Source organism: Photobacterium sp. GB-56 (assembly GCF_003026105.1).
Taxonomy (GTDB): domain Bacteria; phylum Pseudomonadota; class Gammaproteobacteria; order Enterobacterales; family Vibrionaceae; genus Photobacterium.
In genome coordinates this window covers 1-22470 of sequence record NZ_PYNW01000007.1, presented here as the reverse complement: position 1 = coordinate 22470, position 22470 = coordinate 1, and the positions used below count along the sequence as shown (strand labels likewise).

The window sequence follows — 22470 nt, the reverse complement described above, 5'->3', positions numbered from 1 at the left end:
TCGTAAGTGAGTATTTGCTAACTCTAGTCTTTAACTACCTGGGTAGTTTTGCCGCGTTCTTTATAATCTTGTTGTTTTGCAAAAGTAGCGAGTTGTTGAAATTGAGCGGGTTGCCAGACCATATTGTTTGTGAGCTCAGGAGCGAGCGCGTTAAACGTTTCTTCATTGCCTACATTATGTAAATACAACTCCGCCCACATACCATTATTATCACCGTTGCTCAGTTCGGTAGATAAAGAAAGAGGAACTCCGTTTTTTACCCCATTAGGGTAGAGAGTTAATCCCAGTTGATAATCACGTTTTAACACCACCCACTTTTGTGGCAAACGTGTATTGTGATCCCACCACTGACCATTTAACTGCTGTATGTTGCGTTTGGTTTCTTCTGCTGAAACACTGCCTAATTGCTGTAATTGATCGTTAAAAGCATCAGTCATGGCTTGAGAAAAATCTGACGGAGAAAGATCGGGTTGCTGCTCTAGCACTTGTTTAGCTGTGATAGCACCTAACATATTGGAATAGAGATCTTCAGGTGAAAAAGCAGAGACATATTCAGGAAAGCCAATAATTGATTCATAGCCAAACCACTGTGCGATTTCATGCCATTGTGCTAATCGAAAAGCTAATAGAGCCGCAAGCTCGAGACTCAGTGATTGTTTCTCTTTATTTGTAAGTAGTTGCTTATTCTCTTGTAACCGAATGTGGCGCGCCCGTAATTCCGTGGGTAAGATTATTCGATAATGGGATCCAAGATGCTGGCGAATTTGTTGATATAAATAATAAGTGAAATCTGCCGTATCTCGGACGTGAGCTGTATCGATAAATCCCCCCTTACTCGTAAAGATTAAGCCATTAGATTCACCGCCTAATCCGAATAAGCTTGAAATAACGCTTTGCGATCCATCGTTGTAGCTATGTTTACCGAGCATTGGTATATCGACAATATTCTCTACTGAGAAAAAAGGAATGGGCATACCTAATAATTCGGTTTTTAAATCTTGACCAAAGGCACAGCATGGACGTACGCCAATAGGCGCATCCAATGCTTTACTGTATGGGCTGACGAATAAAGCACAAAGGCTGAATGCTGCGATCAAAGGTGCGTGTATTTTCATTAAAAAGCTTCATTGATGTGAAAATAAAAACCGGAACTGTCTTTACCAATGGCGTAATCGACACGCACATTTATTCGGGGCTTAAAGGCAAAGCGATAGCCGACACCTAAACTAGGTAATAGCTTACTTGAAAGTAACTGCTCACTTTTATTGGCGATATTACCTCCGCCAAACCAGGTCACCATACCATGACGATGGTTAAAACGATGACGCCATTCTATTTGTCCAGACAGTAAATAACGATCACGGTATTGCCCTGTATAGTAACCACGCATACGTTTATCGTTACCCATTTCCGCATAGCCATACCAAGGAATATCACCATCAACCCGTTGCCCGTAGACATCCCAAGCAATAATGTTATTGCTATCAAGTTGAACATATTGACGGTAGTTCATGGTCAGGCGTGTGTAATTTTGATCAGAGCCTAATGTGGTTTTGTAATCAACCCATTCCGCGAACCACAATTGACCACGGTATGGGTTGGGTTCAAAATCTCGGCTGTCATATTCCAACGCAATGCTTATACCACTGCTTTGTTGATTTGAAAGTTTGTGCTCACCAACATCGTTAGTCTTTGCTAAGGTTTGTTGTGAATAATGTTGATAATCCCAGCCAACACTGACGTATTGATGAGGTAAAAACTGGTATGACACCTTTGGCGCAAGTTTGATGATCTGGCCGTTATACTCACGTTTATTGTTGTCGTTTTGTGCGGCAGCTTTTCCTACTCCCCAGTAGTGTTGGGGGGAATGGCTGATCCATGCATCACCGATCAAGCGCAGTTTGTCTTGATTTAAGTAACTGCGATTTTCAACCCCTAATCCATAAGAGCCAGTTGAGGATAGATAGGATTTAATCGCTAATGTTGAATACGGTGTACTGGGTGTCCAGCCTATAGGTGAGTAAAGCCCAACCGCAGCCATTCCAAATCCGACCCCTTGTTCAGGGTTAGCAAAAGGCCCCGGCAATACTCCCCAATCAATACCTTCTGAAGTATCAATCGTTTCACTAGCGCCGAGTTTTTCCAGTAGTTGATCTACCCAACCTGATTGTGTTGTATCAGCAAAGGCTAAGTGAGAAAAACTACAAATAATCAATAATGGGGAAAGTTGCCAAGGTTTCATTGCTGATCTCTGACTTAAAAACGAAAATCAATGGATGTAAATAGGCTGGAGCGATCGCCAAAGCCGGCTTCTGCCAATAAATACAGACTTGGATTGAGCTGATATTGCATCCCGAGGATTGGGTTCCATGGTGTCGACAGTTGTTGCTCGATATGGAAACTGCCATTTTTAATCCAAGGTTGTAACCCTGAAGGAAGATTGAGATCGGTGAGTTTGCCAGATAGCGATTGCTCAACATTTTGATACATTGCACCGGCCCAAACTCGTAGTGGTACACCTTGTTGATAAAAGTCGTAACCTACACGAGGGCTGATCACCCATGCAGAAATACTGCCGTCGATGACGGTTAGCTCTGTTTCGGTATAGCTGATATCAACTAAGCCAAAGAATCGCTTATAGCCACCGGCAAGCACTACACCACCACCATATAAGTAGCCATCAAGATCAAGCTTGAAGTTATCAATGCGGCCTTTGAGGTGACGGTCTGGGCGGTTTGGGAATAAAGGCTGAATAGCAACATCATAGTTCACTGCAGTTTCCGATTTACCCGTCATCTTGCCACCTAAGACATAGAGGTTCAGAAACGGAAATAGCCACATATCCGCCCGTAGGGTGAGCACTTCACTGGTTTGTTTGCCTTGCTCTGCTTGCATATCGATGTTGCGCACAAAAGAAGGTAGGTTAAGGCCATTAAAGCCAATGCTAGTTACATCAATGCCTTGCTCTAATGCCATGTAACTCAAATTAAAGCCAATCGGTTTGGGTAATTCGTAACCTAAAGCTTGAGCTTCTTCTTTCCAAAGAGGGAGAGTAAAAGATTGAGCATATGTATAAGTGGATGAGGAAAACGCTAGGCTACTAAGGAAAAGTGAATGCGCTAATCGCATGTGTGTAATGCCAGTTAAATTCTATAATGGCGCGCATTTTAAGTTGACATTTGATTTAAGCATACTTAATGATTTATCTATAATGTAAGTATATGTTACATAACTATGCCTTTTTGTTTGTAGGGTGATTTTGGGGGTTATTGTTTGTCTGGTTCTCATTCGTTAACGGGTTAACTAGATTGATATTTCACTTTACCCATGTTGCCAATGAGTGTTGGAATAACTGCAAGAAAGATTGGTAATTTATCAGCTGTAAGGTCGATATAATAGAAGGAACTAATGTGATTATTCGTGTAATGGAACACGCTGATTTAGAGCAAGCAGCAAAGGTGCATCAACAGGCGTTTGTACGTCAGCAACGCTCCTATGAGTGGATCGAATGTAACTTTAATGCCGCCCCGCGCTTTTTAAATTTTGTCGCTGAGCTTAATAGTGAAGTGGTGGGGTATATCGTTTGGGGGCAAAAAAGCGGTTTTCGTCCTGAAGTGATTTTAGAGTTAGAGCAACTTGCAGTGTTGCCAAGCCATCATAACCAAGGGATAGCGACACAACTTATCACTCAATCATTACCACAAGTGAAACAGCGATTAGCGGAACAAGACAGTAAATTAAAACATATTTTGGTCAATACTCGTGCTGATAACTATGCGCAACAGATCTATCAGAAGCTATTAGGCGCCGAGGTGGAAATGACGATCAAATCGCTCTATTCTGCTGATGAAGTGTTTATGATCGCCCGAAACGTTTGCTCGGATTAATACCGTTTTTTAGTTTATCTCTGCGCCGTATTTGGCCTCACCTTTAAACAAGATAGCTGTTAAACTGGCTATCTTGTTTTGTTTTAGGCTTTATTATCAGTAAAGACGTTTTATCGGTGAGAAAGCAAATGTCGTATCAGTTAGAAGAGTTAGATCTGAATTTAATACGGTTATTAAAAGCGGTGGTGGAACATCGCAGTATTAAATTAGCAGCCATGCAGTTAGGGATCTCACAGCCAAGTGCCAGTCGTGGCGTAGTGAGGCTTAAACAGTTCTTTAATGATCCGCTGTTTGTGCGCAAAGCCCACGGAGTAGAACCATCACCCCTTGCGATTCGTCTCGCTGATGAATTTGATAATATCTTAGCGCCTATAGAAAAAGTGTTACTGGAGTTCTCTGAATTTAAACCAGAAACCTACCAAGGCTCGATTTCTCTTGTGGTTGATCCCTATTTGATGGATGAGCATGGTCAACACCTACTATCTTGCTGCCACAAGGCGTTTCCAAAGGCGTCATTGGTGTTTTCTAATTGGGATAGCATCAGCCAAGATGACATGCTGGAAGGGAAAGTCGATTACTGCATTTTGGATCAAGAAACGGACATTGCGAAAGATATCTACATGCAGCCGTTATTTAAGGAAAAGCGAGTGATCTTGGCGAAAAAAGATCACCCAAGTTTACGGCTCGATAGTAATGATTGGGCATCGATAGCACCATTGTCATTGGTCTCGTTGCCAGCGCCTGCCGCTTACAAACCTTTGTGTACCGTTGAATCTGAATATCAACGCATGGGTTATGAGCCAAAAGTGTTACTCAAAACCTTTAATTTACGGGTCGCTTGCCAAATGCTGTTGGAAACCAACGCAATCATGTTTGCCAGCGAAAGTACTGCCGATTTAATGTCGGAATTACATGCCTATCCGATGCCTGTGGTGAACCGTAATTTCAGCCATTTTGTGGTCTCAGGTGGTTATCTTCAAACCCATCGTAATTATCCGCTTTACCAACATTTACATCAGGTGATACAGGCCGCATTCGGTTAAATTTTCTGATCATTTCTGCGCTATTTACCCTTTTAAAGATATTCAAATTTGAATATCTCAATTACCTATTGCGCTTTTGTGCGCTGCGGTAGTCTTGCGAGTAGATGCATTAACTTTATGTATTTTCACTACGAGAATGCGTGAAATTTGATGCTATCTACCTAAAAAATTAGCACAGTGGAGTCAATCATGTGGTTAGCACGAATATTTTTATTATTAGCCATTGCCGCAGAAGTGGCTGGTACCAGTACCATGAGCCTTATTTCCAGTGAAGGTGGAAATTGGGGGTACTGGGTGATGTATAGCTTAATTTGTATTTCATATTTTTTCTTGTCGTTGGCAGCAAAAAAGATCGCTATTGGTGTTGCCTATGCGGTTTGGGAAGGGCTAGGTATTGCGCTTATTACAATGGTTTCGGTGTTTGTGCTTGATGCGCAATTAAATACGCAAGAGCTGATTGGTTTAGCGATGGCAACTGTCGGGATCGTATTAGTGACACTTGGTGAAAGTCACAGCGATAAACCAAGTCATTCGCCCACAAGCGTGTCGGCATAACAACAGGAGGCAATGAAATGAGTCAATTTTTTACACTATCATTTGGTTTTGTTGTCCTTGCTGCGTTTGTCGATATTTTAGCGAACATGGCATTAACCCGATCAAATGGCTTTAGTCATAAACGTTGGGGTATTACTGCGATCGTCTTAGTCATGTTGGCATTTACCCTGCTAGCGCAAGCGGTCAAAGAGATCGATTTAGCGGTGGCGTATGCGTCATGGGGAGCTATCGGTATTTTAGGTACCGCGATTGGTGGCTCGCTGCTGTTTAAGCAAAAACTTAAGCCTATCGGTTGGGTGGGGATTGCTGTGATGATCTCCGCTGTGATTGTTATGAAAACAGCGTAATTACGTATTTTAAAGCCCAATGTGATGTTGAATCCGTTGGGCTTTTTGTTGCCTTTTTTCTGCGGTGAATATTGGGAGAAAAAATTAATAGCGAGAATTCAACATGTTCTGCTCTAAAGGCTGAAATAGTCTTGCTTTTTTGTTGATTAATATGTCTGACAAAAGATTTATTATGTCCGATTAGAGATATATGTATCTTAAAAGACGTGACAGAATAGCCTCGTTATTGATTCAGATATAGGTATCTGGACTAGAAAAATCTGAGAAAGGCAGACAATGTTCTATCTATTACCCTTAATTACCGTTGCAATATGGGCAGGGAACGCCATTGTCAACAAGATGGCATTCAGTGTCATCGATCCCGGTGCGATATCGTTTTATCGTTGGTTCTTCGCATTAGTCATGTTAACTCCTTTTGTTGCTAAATCTGTTTGGCGTGATCGTGCGGTGATTAAACCTTATCTAGCGAAATTAGCATTCCTTGGTTTGTTAGGTATGGTGCTAAACCAATCGTTAGGCTACTTCGCAGCAGCGACCACCACGGCAACGAATATTGCCCTGATCATTTCATTAGTGCCGTTGATCAGCATGTTCTTAAGTGTGCCTATTTTAGGTCAACGCTTATCACCGTTCGCATTGGTTGGCGCAGTGTTATCACTAAGTGGTTTAGTATTGATGCTAAGCCACGGTCATGTAGAAAACTTACTGTCGCAAGGTATCAAGCAAGGTGACTTCCTAATGCTGATCGCAGCGGTCGTTTATGCACTTTACTGTGTGCTATTAAAGCGTTGGAAAATGCCGTTCTCGACGTGGAAATCTGTGTACGTTCAGTGTTTATTTGCGGTCATTATGTTAACGCCATTGCTACTAAGTAGCGATCGTATGGCAATTACAGCATCTGCAGTCCCTTTGATTGCTTATGCTGCATTGCTTGCGTCAGTGATTGCACCTTGGTTATGGATGTTATCAATTGAACGTTTAGGTGCCGATCGTACCGCGATGTTCATGAACCTATTGCCAATTATGGCGGCAGGTATTGCGAGCGTGATGCTCAACGAGCAACTAGAGTCTTACCATTATATTGGTGGCATCATGGTATTAACGGGTGTTGCGCTGGCTCAGAAACGCATTAAAGCGAAGAAAGCAAAAGTGGCAATGACACCTGCTTAAGCACGACATTGATATAAGACGCCGTTGTATTGAAGCTTATTTAAGCTGCGTACAACGGCGTTTTTTTGTGTCAGAAATTTAGCTGTTAGCTATTAAAGGAAAGCTAATAGCGGCGAGATGCAGAGCAAAATACCGGTGAGGATGATCAAGTAGGTTGCTGTGCCTTTATATTTGTTTAATGATGGTACCTTGTATACCAAGTAGGCTGGGATCAAGCAGCCAACAATGCCGAAGATTGGTGAACAAATAGAAGTGAACGATAAGATCGGTAGATTCAATGCCACTGCCGCCCATGCGATCAGAATAATAAATACCGTCGTTAGTTTATTTACTAACTCAGTATTGATGTCGTGGTGAGCATACTTACGTTCAAGCATGTTCATTGCCAGCCCTTTACACGCCTCTTTAAACGCCAAGAACACCCCAAAGAACGATGTCACGACCGCAAAGATGTTGATCACGATACCGACGATTGTTGCCCAACTGCCGGGGAAGTAATGTGCAATCATCGCAAGGGCAGAGATATTTTCTTGCATCGCATGTTGTGCTTCAGACTGGCTGATCGCAAAGGTGAACGAGATGGCAAAGAAAAAGACCACCACAAACAAAATACTAAAGGCTATTTTCATCGCGCGTGATGCTTTATAACGTGCCACTTCAATCGATTTTTCATGTGAGCGGTACGAAATCACCATTGGGCTCAACGATTGAATAAATAAAATCGAGGTTAAGGTAAAAGGTAGGGTGATGATTGCATCTTTAAGCATCTTGTCCCAGTCGCCAACAGCGGTAATATTGCTAAAATTCCATTGTGGGATCAGCAGTACGCCCATCACCGCGACTAAGGTGATCACCGTTACTGCCATAACCCCTGAGATCTTAAACAGGAACTTTTCACTTTTTGAGCCGATATAGCTCAGTAAGCAGATTAATGCTAAGCCATAGAAAATATTATGGTTTAAATGAGATTCAGTAACGCCAAAAGTATATAGGTACGAGGCACTGTCATTAGTGATGGCGAGAGAGTAAACCAATACCCAAATCACCAGCATGATGAAATATAAAATGCCTAATGCGATGCCCCAGTTTTTACCTAAGTAGCCGCTGATCACGCCTGGATAATCGGTACATTTCTTTGATTCAGCAAGGGTATTGATAAAGAGTTTCTGAAACAAATACATGGCAGGGTAGCCAATGACCGATGAGAGTAAAAATACCCATAATCCCATGACGCCAACTTGTACTGGGAGAAAAACAATCCCCGCGCCAATGGCCATGCCAATACTCATGACAATCCAACCGACATCAACACTGTCGAATTTTGTTGCAGCCTTCCATTGCTGAGGTGTCATGTTTGCCTGTTGGTATAGGGGGACACTGGTGTTTGAAAGGGCGGTATCTATATCAGGTTTCATTATATATTCCAGCTTATTATCATAGTTATGCTGACAGCGAATAGCTGGATTATGGATCTAGTCGTATAGTTACTAAATAACTAAAAGTTATAATATATAAACTATAGAAGTATAAAAGATGCAATTAGGTGCTTTTAATGATTGTTTTACTTTTAGCGATGACAGAAGAGGACAGAATGCTCTTTTAAAGAGGAAAAAAGAAAAGGCATTTAAGCGATTAAAAATAGGAAACCAGAGCAAAATAGCTCTGGTTTAGTCTTGTCGATTATTTATTAATCACATGCGTTAGAACATTATTTGTTAATCATAATATCAAGGATCTGAACATCAGTATGGGTCATAGCGCCATTTGCTAATGCAGATAAATTACGAATAGTCGTATCGACATCATCAGCGACAATGCCTTCATTGCCCGTTACTCGAATACCATCTAATGCCATTAAGGCAGACTTAACAGCAGATCCGGCAGCAGAAGAGACTTTCATCGCACAGCTGGCTTTTGCGCCGTCACAAATAATACCGGTGATATCTCCGATCATACTGCAAATCGCTGCACTGATTTGTTCCACATTTCCGCCCAATAACCATGTAATACCAGATACCGCCCCCATTGATGCAGTTGTTGCGCCGCATAATGCAGACAGCTTGTTTTGATAGCTTTTAATATAAATTGCCATTAAATGAGAAAGGATTAAGGCGCGGATCAAATGCTCATTATCAGCATTTACAAAATCGGCAACGACCACGACAGGCATGGTGGCGGCAATACCTTGGTTACCAGAGCCTGAATTACTCATCGCTGGTTTCATAGCTCCTCCCATACGCGCATCAGAAGCGGCAGCCGTGCGGAGTAATACATCGGTGAGTAGACCGCCTGATAATAAACCGCGATCAATGTTACGTTGAAATGTCGCGCCAATTTCTAATCCATATTGGCCCTTTAGCCCTTCACAAGATAATGCGTTATTGAGCTCATAAGCTTGTTCGATAAATTGAATATCAGTAATAGGCGCATTGGTCGCGAAATCAAAAATATCTTGAACGCCAGCATCACTAAAAGGTGAGTTCGATATTTCAACGACCTTTTGCTCGTTAGGTGACGCTTCGAAAACTGTAACACCATCAAGTTCAATACTGATCACTTGAGTATGGCTATCTGCGATAGTCACTGTCGCACAATGAGCTTGGTTATAAATACTTACCTTGGCATAAAGAATATTAGTGACATCAGCGACGTTAACCGTGACTTTATTGGCATCTAATAATGCTTTAGCTTGTTTAACGTTATCTGGCGTAATGTCCTTTAATACTTCTAATTTCGCTTGGCTATTGCCAGCCAGTGCACCTACAGCTGATGCAATAGCTAAACCTGCCATTCCCGTACCGGGTACCATGACGCCGATGCCATTTTTCATCAAATTAGGAGAAACACGCACATCAATATGGGTGATATTGCGTTCATGAAGTGGAAGTTGTTCCATCGCAATAGCAGCAGCAAGCGCCACAGACACAGGCTCTGTGCAGCCTAAAGCAGGAACAACATCACGTTTGATCACGTTAATAAATGCAGGCCAAAGATGGGTTTTCATAACTACTACCTTAATGTTCCAACCGGAGGAAAATAAACCGACAACGAAGAGAGGAGGCTTTATTTTTTTAATATCCTCTTTAACTTCATGGGTATTTGAATCGCTGCAAATATACGCTCGATAACGAAGAAATAAATTTCCTATTTAAATGAAAATTAAAGATAAAATAGAAAAATATTCTATTATTTTATTTATTGTTGAATGTTCTGTTGTGTTTATCACATTTTTAGAGGTTATGTTTTTATCTAAATGATAAGTCCATTTAGGTAGTGGAGATAAAATGCAGAGTATTTCAACTGGAAAATTGATTTAACACTAGCGAATTGAGGCTATTTATAGGTATGATCACGTCGTCATAGAATGAAGGTTGGTGCTAGCATCAGCCTTTTATTTTGAATAGAAACGGAAACGTTTGCGTTAATTTGGCAATACATTAGATTTGCTGAAAAATATCGCTTTTTTGATCAAATAGGAATTTACCATGTCTGCTGATAGCACACATCAACGCCCTTCTCATTTAGAACCTAAGAGTAAACTAGATAGCTATTTTGAAATTACAGCTCGCGGCAGTAATGTCAAACAGGAAATAATTGCGGGTTTAACCACATTTCTAGCCATGGTGTATTCCGTGATTGTGGTGCCTAGCATGTTGGGTGCTGCGGGTTTTAATCAAGGTGCGGTTTTTATCGCAACCTGTTTAGTGGCTGCATTTGGTTCATTACTTATGGGGTTATGGGCGCGTTTACCGATGGCCATTGGTTGTGCTATTTCACTTACCGCATTTACTGCATTTAGCTTAGTACTAGGGCAAGACGTGAGTGTGCCTGTTGCCTTAGGTGCCGTATTCTTAATGGGGGTTGTCTTTACATTAATAACGGTAACGGGTGTGCGTACTTGGATCATGAAAAATATGCCCAATGGTATTGCTCATGGTACTGGGATTGGTATTGGATTATTTTTACTTTTGATTGCAGCGAATGGCGTTGGGCTAGTGATCAAAAACCCAGCTGAAGGCTTACCCGTTGCTTTTGGTGATTTCACCGCGTTTCCAGTCTTCATGTCTATTTTAGGCTTGGCGGCTATTTTAGGATTAGAAAAGCGCCGTGTTCCTGGTGGCATTTTATTAGTGATTATTGCCATTTCTATCATTGGTCTTATCTTTGATCCGAAAGTGACGTACCACGGTTTCTTTGCAATGCCGACATTTGGTCATGATGGCGAATCCTTATTAGGTACAATGGACATTATGGGTGCCCTAAACCCAGTTATTTTGCCTACAGTATTAGCACTTGTGATGACGGCAATTTTTGATGCAACAGGTACGATTCGTGCAGTAGCAGGACAGGCGAATTTACTTAACCAACGTGGTCATATTATCAATGGTGGTAAGGCATTAACGTCTGATTCTGTTAGTAGCATTTTTGCAGGCCTGGTTGGTGGTTCTCCTGCTGCGGTATACATTGAATCTGCGGCAGGTACAGCTGCTGGTGGTAAAACAGGCTTAACAGCAACTACGGTAGGTGTACTGTTCATCTTCATGTTGTTTCTTGCACCATTAAGCTACTTAGTCCCTTCCTATGCGACAGCGCCTGCACTGATGTATGTTGGCCTATTAATGCTAAGTAATGTTAGCAAGTTAGATATGGAAGATTCTGTTGATGCATTATCTGGCTTACTGTGTGCTGTTTTCATTGTTCTAACAAGTAATATTGTTACTGGTATTATGCTTGGTTTTACTGCATTAGTTATCGGTCGATTAGTTTCTGGTGAAGTGAAAAAGCTCAATATAGGTACTGTCGTTATTGCGATTGCCTTAGTTGTTTTCTATGCTGGCGGCTGGGCTATCTAGCGACTAGTTCTATAGTAAAGTATTTTTTAAGCCCACTAAAAGTGGGCTTTTTTATACATATCAACATATAACACGTTGTTTTTATTTTCCATAATGGACTATTATCAAGGATTAATTATATGCGTTCACATTCACAGGCATATTTATGAAAAAAACGATATTAACATTGCTGTTGGCGTCATGTTTTAGCTCCGCTGCAAGTGCTTGTACTGGAATTACACTTGGCACAACAGGCAATGATCATATTCAAGCTCGTACCATCGAGTGGGGTCATAGCGATTTAAATAGTAAGTTAATTGTTTCTCCTCGTAATTATAGCTATACCTCGATAATGCCAGATCAAAAGCAAGGGTTAACTTGGAAAAGTAAATATGGCTTTGCTGGGATCTCTGTTAGTGATGATCGTTTTATTGCTGAAGGTATTAACGAAAAAGGCTTAACGGCGGGTTTATTCTATTTCCGTGGTTATGGCTCACTTGCGAAATATGATCCTAACAATACCGCAAATAACATCACGGATATGGATTTCGTACGTTGGATGTTAAGTCAATATTCAACGGTTGCAGAAGTTGAAGCTGCGTTAAGTAAGATCAAGATTGTCACTGTTTACTTTGATGCTGAAGGTAACCCATCACCAACGGCGCACTGGCGTGTGTCGGATAAGCAAGGTAACAGCATCGTGATTGAGATAATGGATCACGGTAAGATAAATATTTATAAGAACACGGCTAAAGTGCTAACTAACTCGCCAGATTACAAGTGGCAGGTAACGAATTTAAATAACTATATTAACCTTCACCCGGGTATCAGTGCGCCACAAAAGATCAATGGGGTAGAAGCCCAATCGTTTGGTGTCGGCTCTAACTTTGTGGGCTTACCTGGTGATATTTCTCCACCGTCACGTTTTGTTCGCGCTGCATTCTATGTAAATAGCGCACCTGTATTAAAGACATCGCAAGAAGCAGTATCACAAGCTTTCCATATTTTAAATAACTTCGATATTCCAATTGGCAGTGAGTTTAACGATAAGTCACATATCCCTGATTTACCAAGTGCGACTCAGTGGACATCTGTTATTGATCAAGGCAATGGTGAACTGTTCTATAAAACGATGCATGACAGTACTATTCGTCGTGTAGAGTTATCTAAATTAGATTTCAATGCGAAGACAGAACACAAGCAACCACTTGATAATGGTAAGTTTACTACTCAAGATGTAGTGATTAAATAACCACAAACACCTAGTCGCTATTATGAGGGCAACAGCATGTTGCCCTTTTTATTGTCTTTTTTTGTGTCAAAAATGAATCTAGAAACGATCATTTTTGCAATCTTGCATTTTATTCATACTTGATCGTTAATTATTCACTACTATTATTGCGTACTCCATACCATTTATGCGCGATTGTGTCATTATTTAGTATCTTTTTATAATTTATATTCTTGTTTTTAATAAACTTATTATTCTTCTTTAAAGAAGGTGTTGGGGTGCGTATTTATAACTCCTAAGATAAAACCAGAAAAAGATTAAAAAAATTTGAATCTACCATTTATGCACAACTAACGTTGCATTTTTATTGTAATGACAATTAATCAAAACGAGGTAAATTAAAAAGACCAACTGAGGAACCGCAAAGTGTTTCGGTAGGGTTGTTTAAAATATTCATTTAAGGTGCAGTCATTATGAAAGTAGTAGTAGAAATTTTAGAAGCAGGTAAATACCGTGATGTTGCTTGGGAAGGTCAATTTGTATCAGTGAAAGGTGAGCTACGCGCTGTTACACCTTCATATGCAGCACAGTTGATCAAACAATCTAAAGCGTCGTTATACACAGATGCTAATGGTGAAATGGCGTTTACTTATAAATAACTTAAATATGTTAAATAGTATATTTAAGTTTTTTGGTTAATAAAAAGGTGACTTATTATTCAAGTCACCTTTTTTGTTTTTTACTTGCATAGATGAGTGAAAATTAACCACTATTTACAATGTAAATTTAAAAATTAACCGTCTCAAAATGTGGATTCGCGGTGAGTGCCTGCATAGAGGCGAGATGATCGAGAACTATTGTTGAAACGGTATTATTCATTTTCAATTCGATACATTCTTCTCGCTGCGCGTTATAACAAGTATCTTGGGCGATCCCTGAAATTTTATCTCCATTTTTATACGTTAAACTCACATCAAGGTGGAGCATGCAGGCTATCTCAATATAGTCATGTTGATGACAACTGATCATTATTATTGCTCCTTAAATTACCGTTCACGACTATTTTAGATTACTCCCAGCGTTCAAGAAATTCAAAATATATACCTTAATAATCCCAATATGGTGACTTAGAAAGAGCACGTGATAGACGATGAGAAATATTGATTGTTATCACTGAAGTAAAATTAACTTAATCTTTTAGTGAGTATTACTGGGTTTATTTTAGCGTTAAGAAACATTGCTATAGGGCACTTTGCAATGTGTGATTATGTATAAACACATTAAAAATAAAATTCGAAATTATATTTTTAATGTGTTTGATATTACAATCATTGGATTTTTATATTATTTATAACGATAAATCTTCTGCTTATAAATTACTTTCTATAATAATAAATAATGAAAGTAGACTTTTCTCTGAGTAAACCTTAATTATTAATATTTTTGTTATTTAATGTGATCATACTCTAAATATATTAATCATAACGATGTGCAACTAAACTCATCTATTGTCTATTGCCAACCATATATTAAATGAATAAGTTAAAATCTTTATTTTTCAATGTTTTATTTGTTGCCTGTTGGCTTTGGGGTTTTCAAATAAAATAACAATAAATAGACTTTGCTAGCTTTCATTATTATGTTTTCAAATTTTGTGTACAGTGTGACAGCCAAAGATATTAGTTGAATGAATTTATTACAGCGTACATAAAAACAAGTTATGTGACACGGTTTTAACCATGGAACGTTGCCGTTATTAAGTAATTATTTGTAAATGTACTGATAGCTAAGATGAGTTTTGAATATTAAAATTATTAGCGTCGCATTAAATAAAATTGTTTGGTGAGTATGCCGACTTATTTTAGCTCTGAAAGATAGATAATTCGTACTTAAAAGGAATTTATAATGGCGAAAATAAGTCAATTAGCATTACTGATTGCTGGTATATCCGCGACAAGCAGTTATGCGATGAATCCACAGCCTGATCCCGAAAACCCTGGTGGCTACATCATTGAGCGGGCAGAAATAACAGCCGCAGAAGATGCAAAGACGTTAGATCCTATGTATGACGTTTGGGCTAAAGCACTCGAAACACGCCCAAATACAGAGGTTGAAGCGATCTACCCTGATGCTTCAAGCAACCCTGATAACGTAAAACGTGTTGAGCGAGTTTTTCCTGAAACAGAGTGGAATTTCTTGACACAAATGGCAGCGCCTGAATATACCTATACCCGTTTTCTACGCGCAATTGGTAAGTTTCCTGCATTCTGTGGCGACTATACCGACGGACGTAATGCTGATGAAATCTGTAAAACCTCTATCGTGACGGCATTTGCCCATTTCTCACAAGAAACGGGCGGCCATATCAGTATCGATAATTATTCGGATAACCCACTGGCATTAGAAGAATGGCAGCAAGCCCTCGTTCATGTACGCGAAATGGGCTGGTCTGAAGGTCAAGCGGGTTATACTACAGGTTGTGGGCAAGATGATTGGCAAAATAAACGTTGGCCATGTGCTGACGGTGAAGGGTATTTTGGCCGAGGCGCTAAACAGCTCTCTTACCATTTTAATTATGGTGCTTTCTCGGAAGTAATGTTTGATGGCGATGCAACGGTATTATTAAATGATCCGGGGCGTGTTGCTGATTCATGGCTGAACCTTGCCTCTGCGATTTGGTTTTTCTTAACCCCACAAGCCCCTAAGCCTGCGATGCTTCATGTAATTGATCGTACATGGAAACCATCACAACGTGAAATTGATGCCGGTATTACCTATGGCTTTGGTACCACTATTAATGTGATCAATGGCGGTATCGAATGTGGTGAGCAAAACAGAGAGAAAGGACAACCTGTTAACCGTATTCGTTACTGGGAAGGTTTAGCCGAGCATTATGAAATTGCTATTGCAGAAGATGAGAAAAACACCTGCTGGCAGCAAACACCCTATGGTAGTTTAAATCTTAATGGTGCCACTGACGTGCTTTACACCAACTGGGATGCGAACTGGAAATATTATTCTGATCGTCCAGGCGGTGTTTCTTTTGAATGTGAATTAGTCGGTTTTCAAACGGCGTATTCAGCTTTAGTTGAAGGTGATTACGAAAAATGTGTCGCGAATGCATATGGTTCTCACGCCAATTGGCCTGATGTGCGTGTAGTTGATAAATTACCTGATACAGATAAGCCTGTGGATCCTGTAGACCCGCCAGTCGATGGTGTGGATACATGGCAAAGCAATAAAGTTTACACTGGTGGCGATAAAGTCAGTTACCAAGGTGCTGTCTATAAAGCGAAGTGGTGGACACAAGGCGATAACCCTGCAAGTGGTGGTCCTTGGGCGCTAGAAAGTGGTACACCAGTGACTCCTGAGCCAGTTGATCCAATCGAACCTCCTGTTGATCCTGTTACGCCAGTCGAACCTGTTGATCCAGTTATTCCTGTCGATCCTGTGGTTCCTGTAGAGCCCGTTGATCCTCCTGCAACTGATACACCTGCATGGAATGTAGGAGCTGTGTATGTTGGTGGCGACAAAGTCAGTTATCAAGGAAGTGAATATAAAGCGAAGTGGTGGACGCAAGGGAATAAACCCGATGCTGGGAGCCCTTGGCAAAAGTTGTAATAAAAACTAACAATTAGAGAAAGCCCGAAAGATAAACATAAAATGTCTTTCGGGCTTTTGTTTTATAAATTAATACGTTCAATAGGAAATGTGATCGCTTTTTGTGTAATAATTTGATTATCATTCAGTGAGATTATCTCAATAAGCAGCTTGTTAATATCTGGCGTTAAAAATAGGCTGCCCTCATAATTTGCTTCAGTAATAGCTGTTGCCATGACTCTATCATCATGATTAACAATGTAATTACCGTCATCATCAGTGCTATAATTTCGATAAATATTGACATAGACATCTTCAAATATTGGATTAGTAATGTTTAAGGGGATCGTTGTGATATTGCCCGAAAAATTAATATTACTCGCCTCTAATTCTGGAAAGTTGTCTTCGTCTTGCTCAGTTAAATCGTCATCACTAATATTATCAATATCGTCACTTTCACCGTTATCTATATTATCGTCACCGCTATCTTTCACTGGAAAAAAGATAGGGGGTTGCACCTGAGCACTGGTATCACTTTCTGTTTCTATAGGCTGATTGGTTTGATCGGATGAACTTTCGCTTAAACAACCAGTAAAGATCCAAGTGATGAGTAGTAACAGTAATCGAGAGTTTTTCATCAGTATTACTCCACTGTCAGAGAATATACGTTTAAGGGATCAGGGTGCATAAACCATGTATCATGTTCACTGTCATTATTGTTGAGATAGTTTTTGATATCAGGGTAGGCAGATAAAATACTTTTCCCTTCTACCGGATTATTCCAATTAGCAGGTATTAAAATCGCAAATGGGATCCCTGATTTATTTTTATAACTGTCGCAGCTTTTTTGAATACCACAATTGATGCTGGCATCGCCTGAATCATCATTACCACTTTTGAATAAATTTGGATTAGCCTTGATTGTTGGAGAAAAGTCCTTCAAATGAATTTCTAGACTTCGAGAAGGCGGGGCTAGAAAACCATGATTATCATTGGGCGAAGCAAAAATAAATGGATTTAAATATGGAGATAAATCTTTAGGGTAGGTAACAGGTTCGTTGAATGTGATTTTCATTGAAGCTTTTACGGTTACATTTTTATCTAATTCACAATTAGGATCTACGCGTAAAAACCCGTTGTCACATTCAGAAGAAAAGTATTGCTTTAATGAGTCCGTGACAATCAAAACTGCGTCATCATCTGGGCTGTCAGTTGCTTCTACAATACTTGCTTGGTATGCATTATTTACGACAACATAGCTGTTTTCGGTATCAACACTCGAAGAGGTAACGCCGTCTAATTTAATAGCAAAACCATTATTATATTCCCCACCGTAAGCCTGTAATTCAATATCAATGTTCAGTTGTGAAAGCTTGCCAGTAGTGGCTTGTTGTACATGTCCAACACGGTATCTCAGGACGACATCATTAAAATCAAAATCATCTTCATTAGGCCAGCGGTCTTCAAACGCGAGAGTTGCATAACTTCCTTGAGAAGGAAACCAAGAATAACTTTCTTGCTTGTCATAGCTGGTAATTGAAATAGGGTAGTCTTCGACTTCTCCTCGTTCACCACGCCCTAGATGTGAAATATTTGGATCTTCATTTAGCCTAAAGCGAACCCATGTTTGATCTGTTAAGCTTGCATCACTTGGAACGTCGATAGCAAGGTGGTGGGTGCCACCGAGCAGTGAGACATTTTGGAGCACATTCTCGTTAGGATCACTAAAGTTACCATTGTTATTCCAGTCAACCCACGCAGATAGATATCCCGTTAAAAAGCCGCCGACTTTTGCCGTGAAAAAAGAGGTTGAGCCTTGATTTAAACTCATAGTTGCGAAAGTTATCCCTTGTTCATCATCACTGTCATTATTATCATCAAACGCAGGATAAAGTTGTGCGAGCAGATCTTCATCAGGTTTACTTCCTAAGTAAAGATGAGAAGACACTTGATGATGCGCACCATTGACAGAAACTGAAGTACCATAAGAATTTGGTGCATCACCAAAATCATAACCTTTTATAGCGAGTGTCATATCACGACAACGAGCTATATCAATCGTACTACTAACATTCGTTAGGGAAGGTAAGGAAATATAACGGAAACTTTCTTGTTCATTGAGGGGAGTGATATCATCAAAAAGGTATAACTCTCCTGTTTTAGAATCAATAATGTATAACATTCCATTAGCATCGAAAAACTGACCACTAAAATTACGTAATCCTTGAAGCCCTGTTGATTGTGATAGTTCCACTTTGTTATCTTCTAACGATTGCGAAAGGTCAAATCGGTGAATATTTCTACTGTTATCAATTGCATAAACAACCCCCTCAGGATGAATAGCTAGATCTGCCAGTGTATAAAAAGCTTGTTCCTTTTTTAATACTTGGGTTGCTTGCTTCGTTGATAAATTAATGCGCCATATACCTTCCTGCTTGGCATAGAGGTACAAGTTATCGTTATGAACATCGCCTGCGGTGTAATCATGTTCGGGTAAATCAACTATATCTAACTCATCGGCGTTGAAACCATTATCAATGCGCACTACTTTTTTATTTATTACTCCATATAAATAACCATCGAGAGTATTGAAACCCACTGCATCATAACTATTAGGTATTAAGCCTGAGTTATTTGTCTGTCGATCAATGTTAATGAATGAGATATTCGCAGTATCATGAAAGAAATAGCCTGTTTGGTTACATGAAAATGAGTTTGCCAAGCTATTACTCATGAAGGAGGTAAACAAAAAAAATGAAAAAAATATGTACAGATAGCGTTTCATTGTCACTCCACTTCCAGTTAGCGTTTGAAACATCCTTAGTTAAGAATCAACTTTAATGCCAGTTAAACGTACACACATAACAATAGGTTATGGCGCTTTACACTTTTGTTATTCTCATTTTTGCAAAACGCTATGAATTTTAAGACAGTGTTTATTTGTAATATGAGTCTTTTAAAAAACTGAAAAGCAGTAAATCGCAGGGGAGTGATGTTTTTTTGAATGACTACCTCATATTTGATTGATAATTGACTAATTGATTTTTTTTTCAAAATATTCCCTTTACAGCAGCAAGTTAGCTCGATATTATTCATCGCACTTACGGAGAGATGGCTGAGTGGTTGAAAGCACCGGTCTTGAAAACCGGCATACGTTTATAGCGTATCTAGGGTTCAAATCCCTATCTCTCCGCCATATTTAATTGTTAAGCTTTGGCTTGATGATAAAACGAAATTTTAGTGCCGACTTAGCTCAGTAGGTAGAGCAACTGACTTGTAATCAGTAGGTCACCAGTTCGACTCCGGTAGTCGGCACCATTAAATTTCGGTGGGGTTCCCGAGTGGCCAAAGGGAGCAGATTGTAAATCTGCCGGCACTGCCTTCGAAGGTTCGAATCCTTCCCCCACCACCATAATTTGCAGAGATGCTTAGCAGGCATCGTATAATGGCTATTACCTCAGCCTTCCAAGCTGATGATGCGGGTTCGATTCCCGCTGCCTGCTCCAAACAATTCCTCCTTAGTTCAGTCGGTAGAACGGCGGACTGTTAATCCGTATGTCGCTGGTTCAAGTCCAGCAGGAGGAGCCAAATAAAAAAGCCCGCAAGCAATTGCGGGCTTTTTTACGTCTGTAAAAAATCACTTAAAAAATGCTCGGTGACCAAACGGTGACCACCATTTTTTGTAGGCTGGGGCTGTTGCAAATAATTTAACGGGTATATTGAGCCTACAATTAACTTTAAATTACGCGTAAATCGCATCAACATTAAAGAGACGATTCATAAAGGCGGATCTATCCTGTACTTTTGTTTTAGGTTAATCATGACGTAGCCAAAAATCAAATTGCCACTTATTTTACATTCGTTTGCTGTGCTAAGTGTCGCTAAGGTGTGTGCCGTTTCCATGTGCTTTTTGTTTTCTCCTTATTGTTCTCATCGCTTTTTCACGGGTTGTAACGTTGCACAGCAGAACCTCTAAAACAAGGGTGAAATACACGCTACGCGCCCTTGCTTTAAAGAACCTGCAGTGCCTCGAAAAAGTTAGGCGAAAACGGCGATGAGAAACCCCATAAGGAGAAAAGCGATGGCACATTCCAACTCACACTCACCAAGCTCCACTAAGGCACATCAACCGAGCAGCGTATCACCGCTGCACCGCTCAGGCTCTACAACGATGAGCGACAGATCCCGCGATTACTTCATTGATAAGCGTCTTTATCAACTCTACACCCGACTACGCGAATGTAACCCAAGCGTATTGGATATGGTGAATGCGCTTAATTTTGTGTTACGACAATACCCCGCATTAGGGCCGGTAATTGGTACTTGTCACGATCTGGAATGTTTTATTGAAGCGGTAGAAAGTTACGAGCAGGAGGGGGCGCTATGAGTCAGCCGTATTATATGGCAATAGCCAAAACCATTTTAAGCCAGCTAGGCGGTAACCGTTTTATTACCATGACCGGCGCGAAACATTTTGTCGGCCTTACCGAACCTGGACTGCAATTCGATTTACCTACGGATACGGGGGCAATCAATAAAGTGACACGGTTACGGGTAATTTTGGATCCGTGTGATACCTATACGGTGATCAGCTTTCGTAAAAAGCGTGGCCAACTTTACCGAAATGACGGGGCTGTATACGTCGTTGTAGGTGTGCGGTAAGTGTTAAAAAGCCCTGCAAAGCAGGGCTTTTTAACAGTATAGGTATTTATGCGTACTGAATCGGAAGTTACTGTAGTGCTAATATTCTTTGTTTCTATTCAACTTTAAATAACGGTAAGCCTTGAGACTTTCGCCATTCTTTTATGATTTTCGTAATACCTTCAGGAGAACAATTAGCTTCATTATCAGGGTAATATATTAAATCTGTTCCATCTGGGTGCTCAGTTAATAATTCAAACTTCTCCAGCAAAGTATCTAACTTATCATCGTTAAAAGCAGTATTCTCTTTAAAAATCAGATCCATAAGTTCAACAAACTCACTTTCTGTATAATCTTGTATTTTAGATTTCATTCTTATGTATCCTAATATGATTTTTTGCGGTGACTATTCTTAAGTTATCAACATTATAAACTTCACCTCCATATTGTATTTCTTCAATGTGGTGGATTTCAAAAGAATTTCGCTTTCCAACTTTATCAATACTTCTTGTTTTAGGTGACTTACCTAATAATATTCGATTCTGGTTTTGTTTATTAAATTGACTCATTAGAAATTCATCTTTAGAGACCTCAACCCAAAATGCTTTTCTAAACACATCAAAACTTGAAAACTCTCTGCCTCTTAATTTATCGGCTATCTGGGACGGTATTGGTGCTCCTAATCCTTGTCCTGCTTTTTCTAACCAGATCCCTGTTATATCTTCACCTTTCCCAGTAACAACTCCTGGCTCATTACGAGCGGTTGTCTTAAAGACCAGATACAGAGGCTCAATCCCTGAACCTTCAGGGAACACAAGAATTCTATCTTGCCAATCACTCTCTGCAGGCATAGGTAATACAGTCGATGAGTCATTAACCGCATCACTGAGTGGATTAACCCAAATATCATCGAATGACACACCATCATCTTGAGACGGCGTTGTATGGGGCACTTGATTTCCAGTCTCGTCTGGTGACCAATATATCGTTGGGCCACCTTCTTCTAGTGCGACTGAATATTGACCTTGTGCGTTCTGACCCACATACCGAACAGGTACTTTGTCGTCACCATCGCCAACATGAAAAGCTCTGACTGTAGGGTAAACATCATCACCTTCGGGTTCTATTATCTGCACACGAATACGGCTTTTGACTTCTTGCATT

21 protein-coding genes, 5 tRNA genes and 1 pseudogene are annotated in these 22470 nt (G+C 40.2%); 16 read left to right on the top strand and 11 right to left on the bottom strand.

The features are described 5' to 3' along the window. Positions 1-23 precede the first annotated feature (23 nt). The 3 genes from C9J42_RS11395 to C9J42_RS11385 are packed head-to-tail and all read right to left on the bottom strand — an operon-like array spanning position 24 to position 3129. Entirely contained in the window at positions 24-1115 is a 1092-nt protein-coding gene (locus C9J42_RS11395) for a DUF4056 domain-containing protein (protein WP_107208300.1), read from the bottom strand. Next, positions 1115-2242, bottom strand: coding sequence for a BamA/TamA family outer membrane protein (locus C9J42_RS11390; protein ID WP_107302014.1), 1128 nt, complete (start codon positions 2240-2242; stop codon positions 1115-1117). Before C9J42_RS11390 ends, C9J42_RS11395 begins: the two co-directional genes overlap by 1 nt. 14 nt (positions 2243-2256) lie before the next feature. Then, positions 2257-3129 carry a hypothetical protein gene (locus C9J42_RS11385; protein ID WP_107288024.1) on the bottom strand — a complete coding sequence of 291 codons (873 nt, stop codon included), beginning with the start codon at positions 3127-3129 and terminating at the stop codon, positions 2257-2259. Between the two features lie 296 nt (positions 3130-3425). On the opposite strand from C9J42_RS11385, the gene C9J42_RS11380 reads away from it, so the two are divergent. The 5 genes from C9J42_RS11380 to C9J42_RS11360 all read left to right on the top strand — a co-directional run bounded on the left by C9J42_RS11380 (position 3426) and on the right by C9J42_RS11360 (position 7002). Beyond that, positions 3426-3887: a GNAT family N-acetyltransferase gene (locus C9J42_RS11380; protein ID WP_107208327.1), complete on the top strand. Its 462-nt coding sequence runs from the start codon at positions 3426-3428 to the stop codon at positions 3885-3887. A 128-nt stretch (positions 3888-4015) separates the two neighbouring features. Further along, entirely contained in the window at positions 4016-4930 is a 915-nt protein-coding gene (locus tag C9J42_RS11375; RefSeq protein ID WP_107302013.1) for a LysR family transcriptional regulator, read from the top strand. Positions 4931-5119: 189 nt separating this feature from the next. After that, positions 5120-5485, top strand: a complete 366-nt coding sequence (locus C9J42_RS11370; protein ID WP_107208310.1) for an SMR family transporter — start codon at positions 5120-5122, stop codon at positions 5483-5485. 17 nt (positions 5486-5502) lie between these two features. Further along, complete coding sequence (locus tag C9J42_RS11365; RefSeq protein ID WP_107208311.1) at positions 5503-5832, top strand: SMR family transporter; 330 nt, start codon at positions 5503-5505, stop codon at positions 5830-5832. Between the two features lie 276 nt (positions 5833-6108). Next, positions 6109-7002, top strand: a complete 894-nt coding sequence (locus C9J42_RS11360; RefSeq protein ID WP_107262016.1) for a DMT family transporter — start codon at positions 6109-6111, stop codon at positions 7000-7002. Between the two features lie 92 nt (positions 7003-7094). On the opposite strand, the gene C9J42_RS11355 is transcribed toward C9J42_RS11360, so the two are convergent. Beyond that, positions 7095-8417, bottom strand: a complete 1323-nt coding sequence (locus C9J42_RS11355) for an amino acid permease (protein ID WP_158260209.1) — start codon at positions 8415-8417, stop codon at positions 7095-7097. Positions 8418-8710: 293 nt separating this feature from the next. Next, a complete protein-coding gene (locus C9J42_RS11350) occupies positions 8711-10006 on the bottom strand; it encodes a serine dehydratase subunit alpha family protein (protein WP_107208313.1) in 1296 nt (431 codons plus the stop codon). Between the two features lie 481 nt (positions 10007-10487). Between C9J42_RS11350 and C9J42_RS11345 the strand changes: the two genes are divergently transcribed. The 3 genes from C9J42_RS11345 to C9J42_RS11335 all read left to right on the top strand — a co-directional run bounded on the left by C9J42_RS11345 (position 10488) and on the right by C9J42_RS11335 (position 13724). After that, positions 10488-11855: an NCS2 family permease gene (locus C9J42_RS11345; protein WP_107208314.1), complete on the top strand. Its 1368-nt coding sequence runs from the start codon at positions 10488-10490 to the stop codon at positions 11853-11855. Between the two features lie 145 nt (positions 11856-12000). Continuing rightward, positions 12001-13086 (top strand): linear amide C-N hydrolase, encoded by a 1086-nt coding sequence (locus C9J42_RS11340; RefSeq protein ID WP_107208315.1) that lies wholly within the window; start codon positions 12001-12003, stop codon positions 13084-13086. Positions 13087-13538: 452 nt separating this feature from the next. Beyond that, positions 13539-13724 (top strand): hypothetical protein, encoded by a 186-nt coding sequence (locus C9J42_RS11335; RefSeq protein ID WP_045150501.1) that lies wholly within the window; start codon positions 13539-13541, stop codon positions 13722-13724. A gap of 127 nt (positions 13725-13851) precedes the next feature. Here the strand turns inward: C9J42_RS11335 and C9J42_RS11330 are convergent, their stop codons facing one another. After that, positions 13852-14094, bottom strand: a complete 243-nt coding sequence (locus tag C9J42_RS11330; RefSeq protein ID WP_107208316.1) for a Rho-binding antiterminator — start codon at positions 14092-14094, stop codon at positions 13852-13854. An 876-nt stretch (positions 14095-14970) separates the two neighbouring features. Here C9J42_RS11330 and C9J42_RS11325 point away from each other — a divergent pair. Then, entirely contained in the window at positions 14971-16686 is a 1716-nt protein-coding gene (locus tag C9J42_RS11325) for a chitinase (protein ID WP_107291470.1), read from the top strand. Positions 16687-16748: 62 nt separating this feature from the next. Here C9J42_RS11325 and C9J42_RS11320 read toward each other — a convergent pair whose 3' ends face one another. Both C9J42_RS11320 and C9J42_RS11315 read right to left on the bottom strand, forming a co-directional pair. Next, complete coding sequence (locus C9J42_RS11320) at positions 16749-17303, bottom strand: hypothetical protein (RefSeq protein ID WP_107247781.1); 555 nt, start codon at positions 17301-17303, stop codon at positions 16749-16751. 5 nt (positions 17304-17308) lie between these two features. Continuing rightward, the gene (locus tag C9J42_RS11315) at positions 17309-19387 is read right to left on the bottom strand and encodes an LruC domain-containing protein (protein WP_233217827.1); all 2079 of its coding nucleotides are present in this window, start codon (positions 19385-19387) and stop codon (positions 17309-17311) included. A 383-nt stretch (positions 19388-19770) separates the two neighbouring features. Between C9J42_RS11315 and C9J42_RS11310 the strand changes: the two genes are divergently transcribed. From C9J42_RS11310 to C9J42_RS11290, 5 genes are all read left to right on the top strand, one after another. Beyond that, positions 19771-19861: transfer RNA gene (locus C9J42_RS11310), tRNA-Ser, on the top strand. Between the two features lie 46 nt (positions 19862-19907). Beyond that, a tRNA-Thr gene (locus tag C9J42_RS11305) sits at positions 19908-19983 on the top strand. 9 nt (positions 19984-19992) lie between these two features. Next, positions 19993-20077, top strand: a tRNA-Tyr gene (locus C9J42_RS11300). Between the two features lie 19 nt (positions 20078-20096). Continuing rightward, positions 20097-20171, top strand: a tRNA-Gly gene (locus C9J42_RS11295). 6 nt (positions 20172-20177) lie between these two features. Then, positions 20178-20253: transfer RNA gene (locus C9J42_RS11290), tRNA-Asn, on the top strand. Between the two features lie 154 nt (positions 20254-20407). On the opposite strand, the pseudogene C9J42_RS11285 reads toward C9J42_RS11290, so the two are convergent. Beyond that, positions 20408-20518 (bottom strand): annotated as a pseudogene (locus C9J42_RS11285) (IS6 family transposase); the annotation flags it as partial. Between the two features lie 228 nt (positions 20519-20746). On the opposite strand from C9J42_RS11285, the gene C9J42_RS11280 reads away from it, so the two are divergent. Both C9J42_RS11280 and C9J42_RS11275 read left to right on the top strand, forming a co-directional pair. Beyond that, a complete protein-coding gene (locus tag C9J42_RS11280) occupies positions 20747-21052 on the top strand; it encodes a hypothetical protein (RefSeq protein WP_107302012.1) in 306 nt (101 codons plus the stop codon). Continuing rightward, positions 21049-21327 (top strand): hypothetical protein, encoded by a 279-nt coding sequence (locus C9J42_RS11275; protein WP_107288020.1) that lies wholly within the window; start codon positions 21049-21051, stop codon positions 21325-21327. The genes C9J42_RS11280 and C9J42_RS11275 overlap by 4 nt, the downstream gene beginning before the upstream one ends. A gap of 94 nt (positions 21328-21421) precedes the next feature. Here C9J42_RS11275 and C9J42_RS11270 read toward each other — a convergent pair whose 3' ends face one another. Together C9J42_RS11270 and C9J42_RS11265 are read right to left on the bottom strand one after the other, a co-directional pair. Next, entirely contained in the window at positions 21422-21679 is a 258-nt protein-coding gene (locus C9J42_RS11270; RefSeq protein ID WP_199187157.1) for a bacteriocin immunity protein, read from the bottom strand. After that, a partial coding sequence (locus tag C9J42_RS11265) for an S-type pyocin domain-containing protein (RefSeq protein ID WP_199187155.1) occupies positions 21669-22470 on the bottom strand: 802 nt, incomplete at its 5' end. The genes C9J42_RS11265 and C9J42_RS11270, both read right to left, overlap by 11 nt.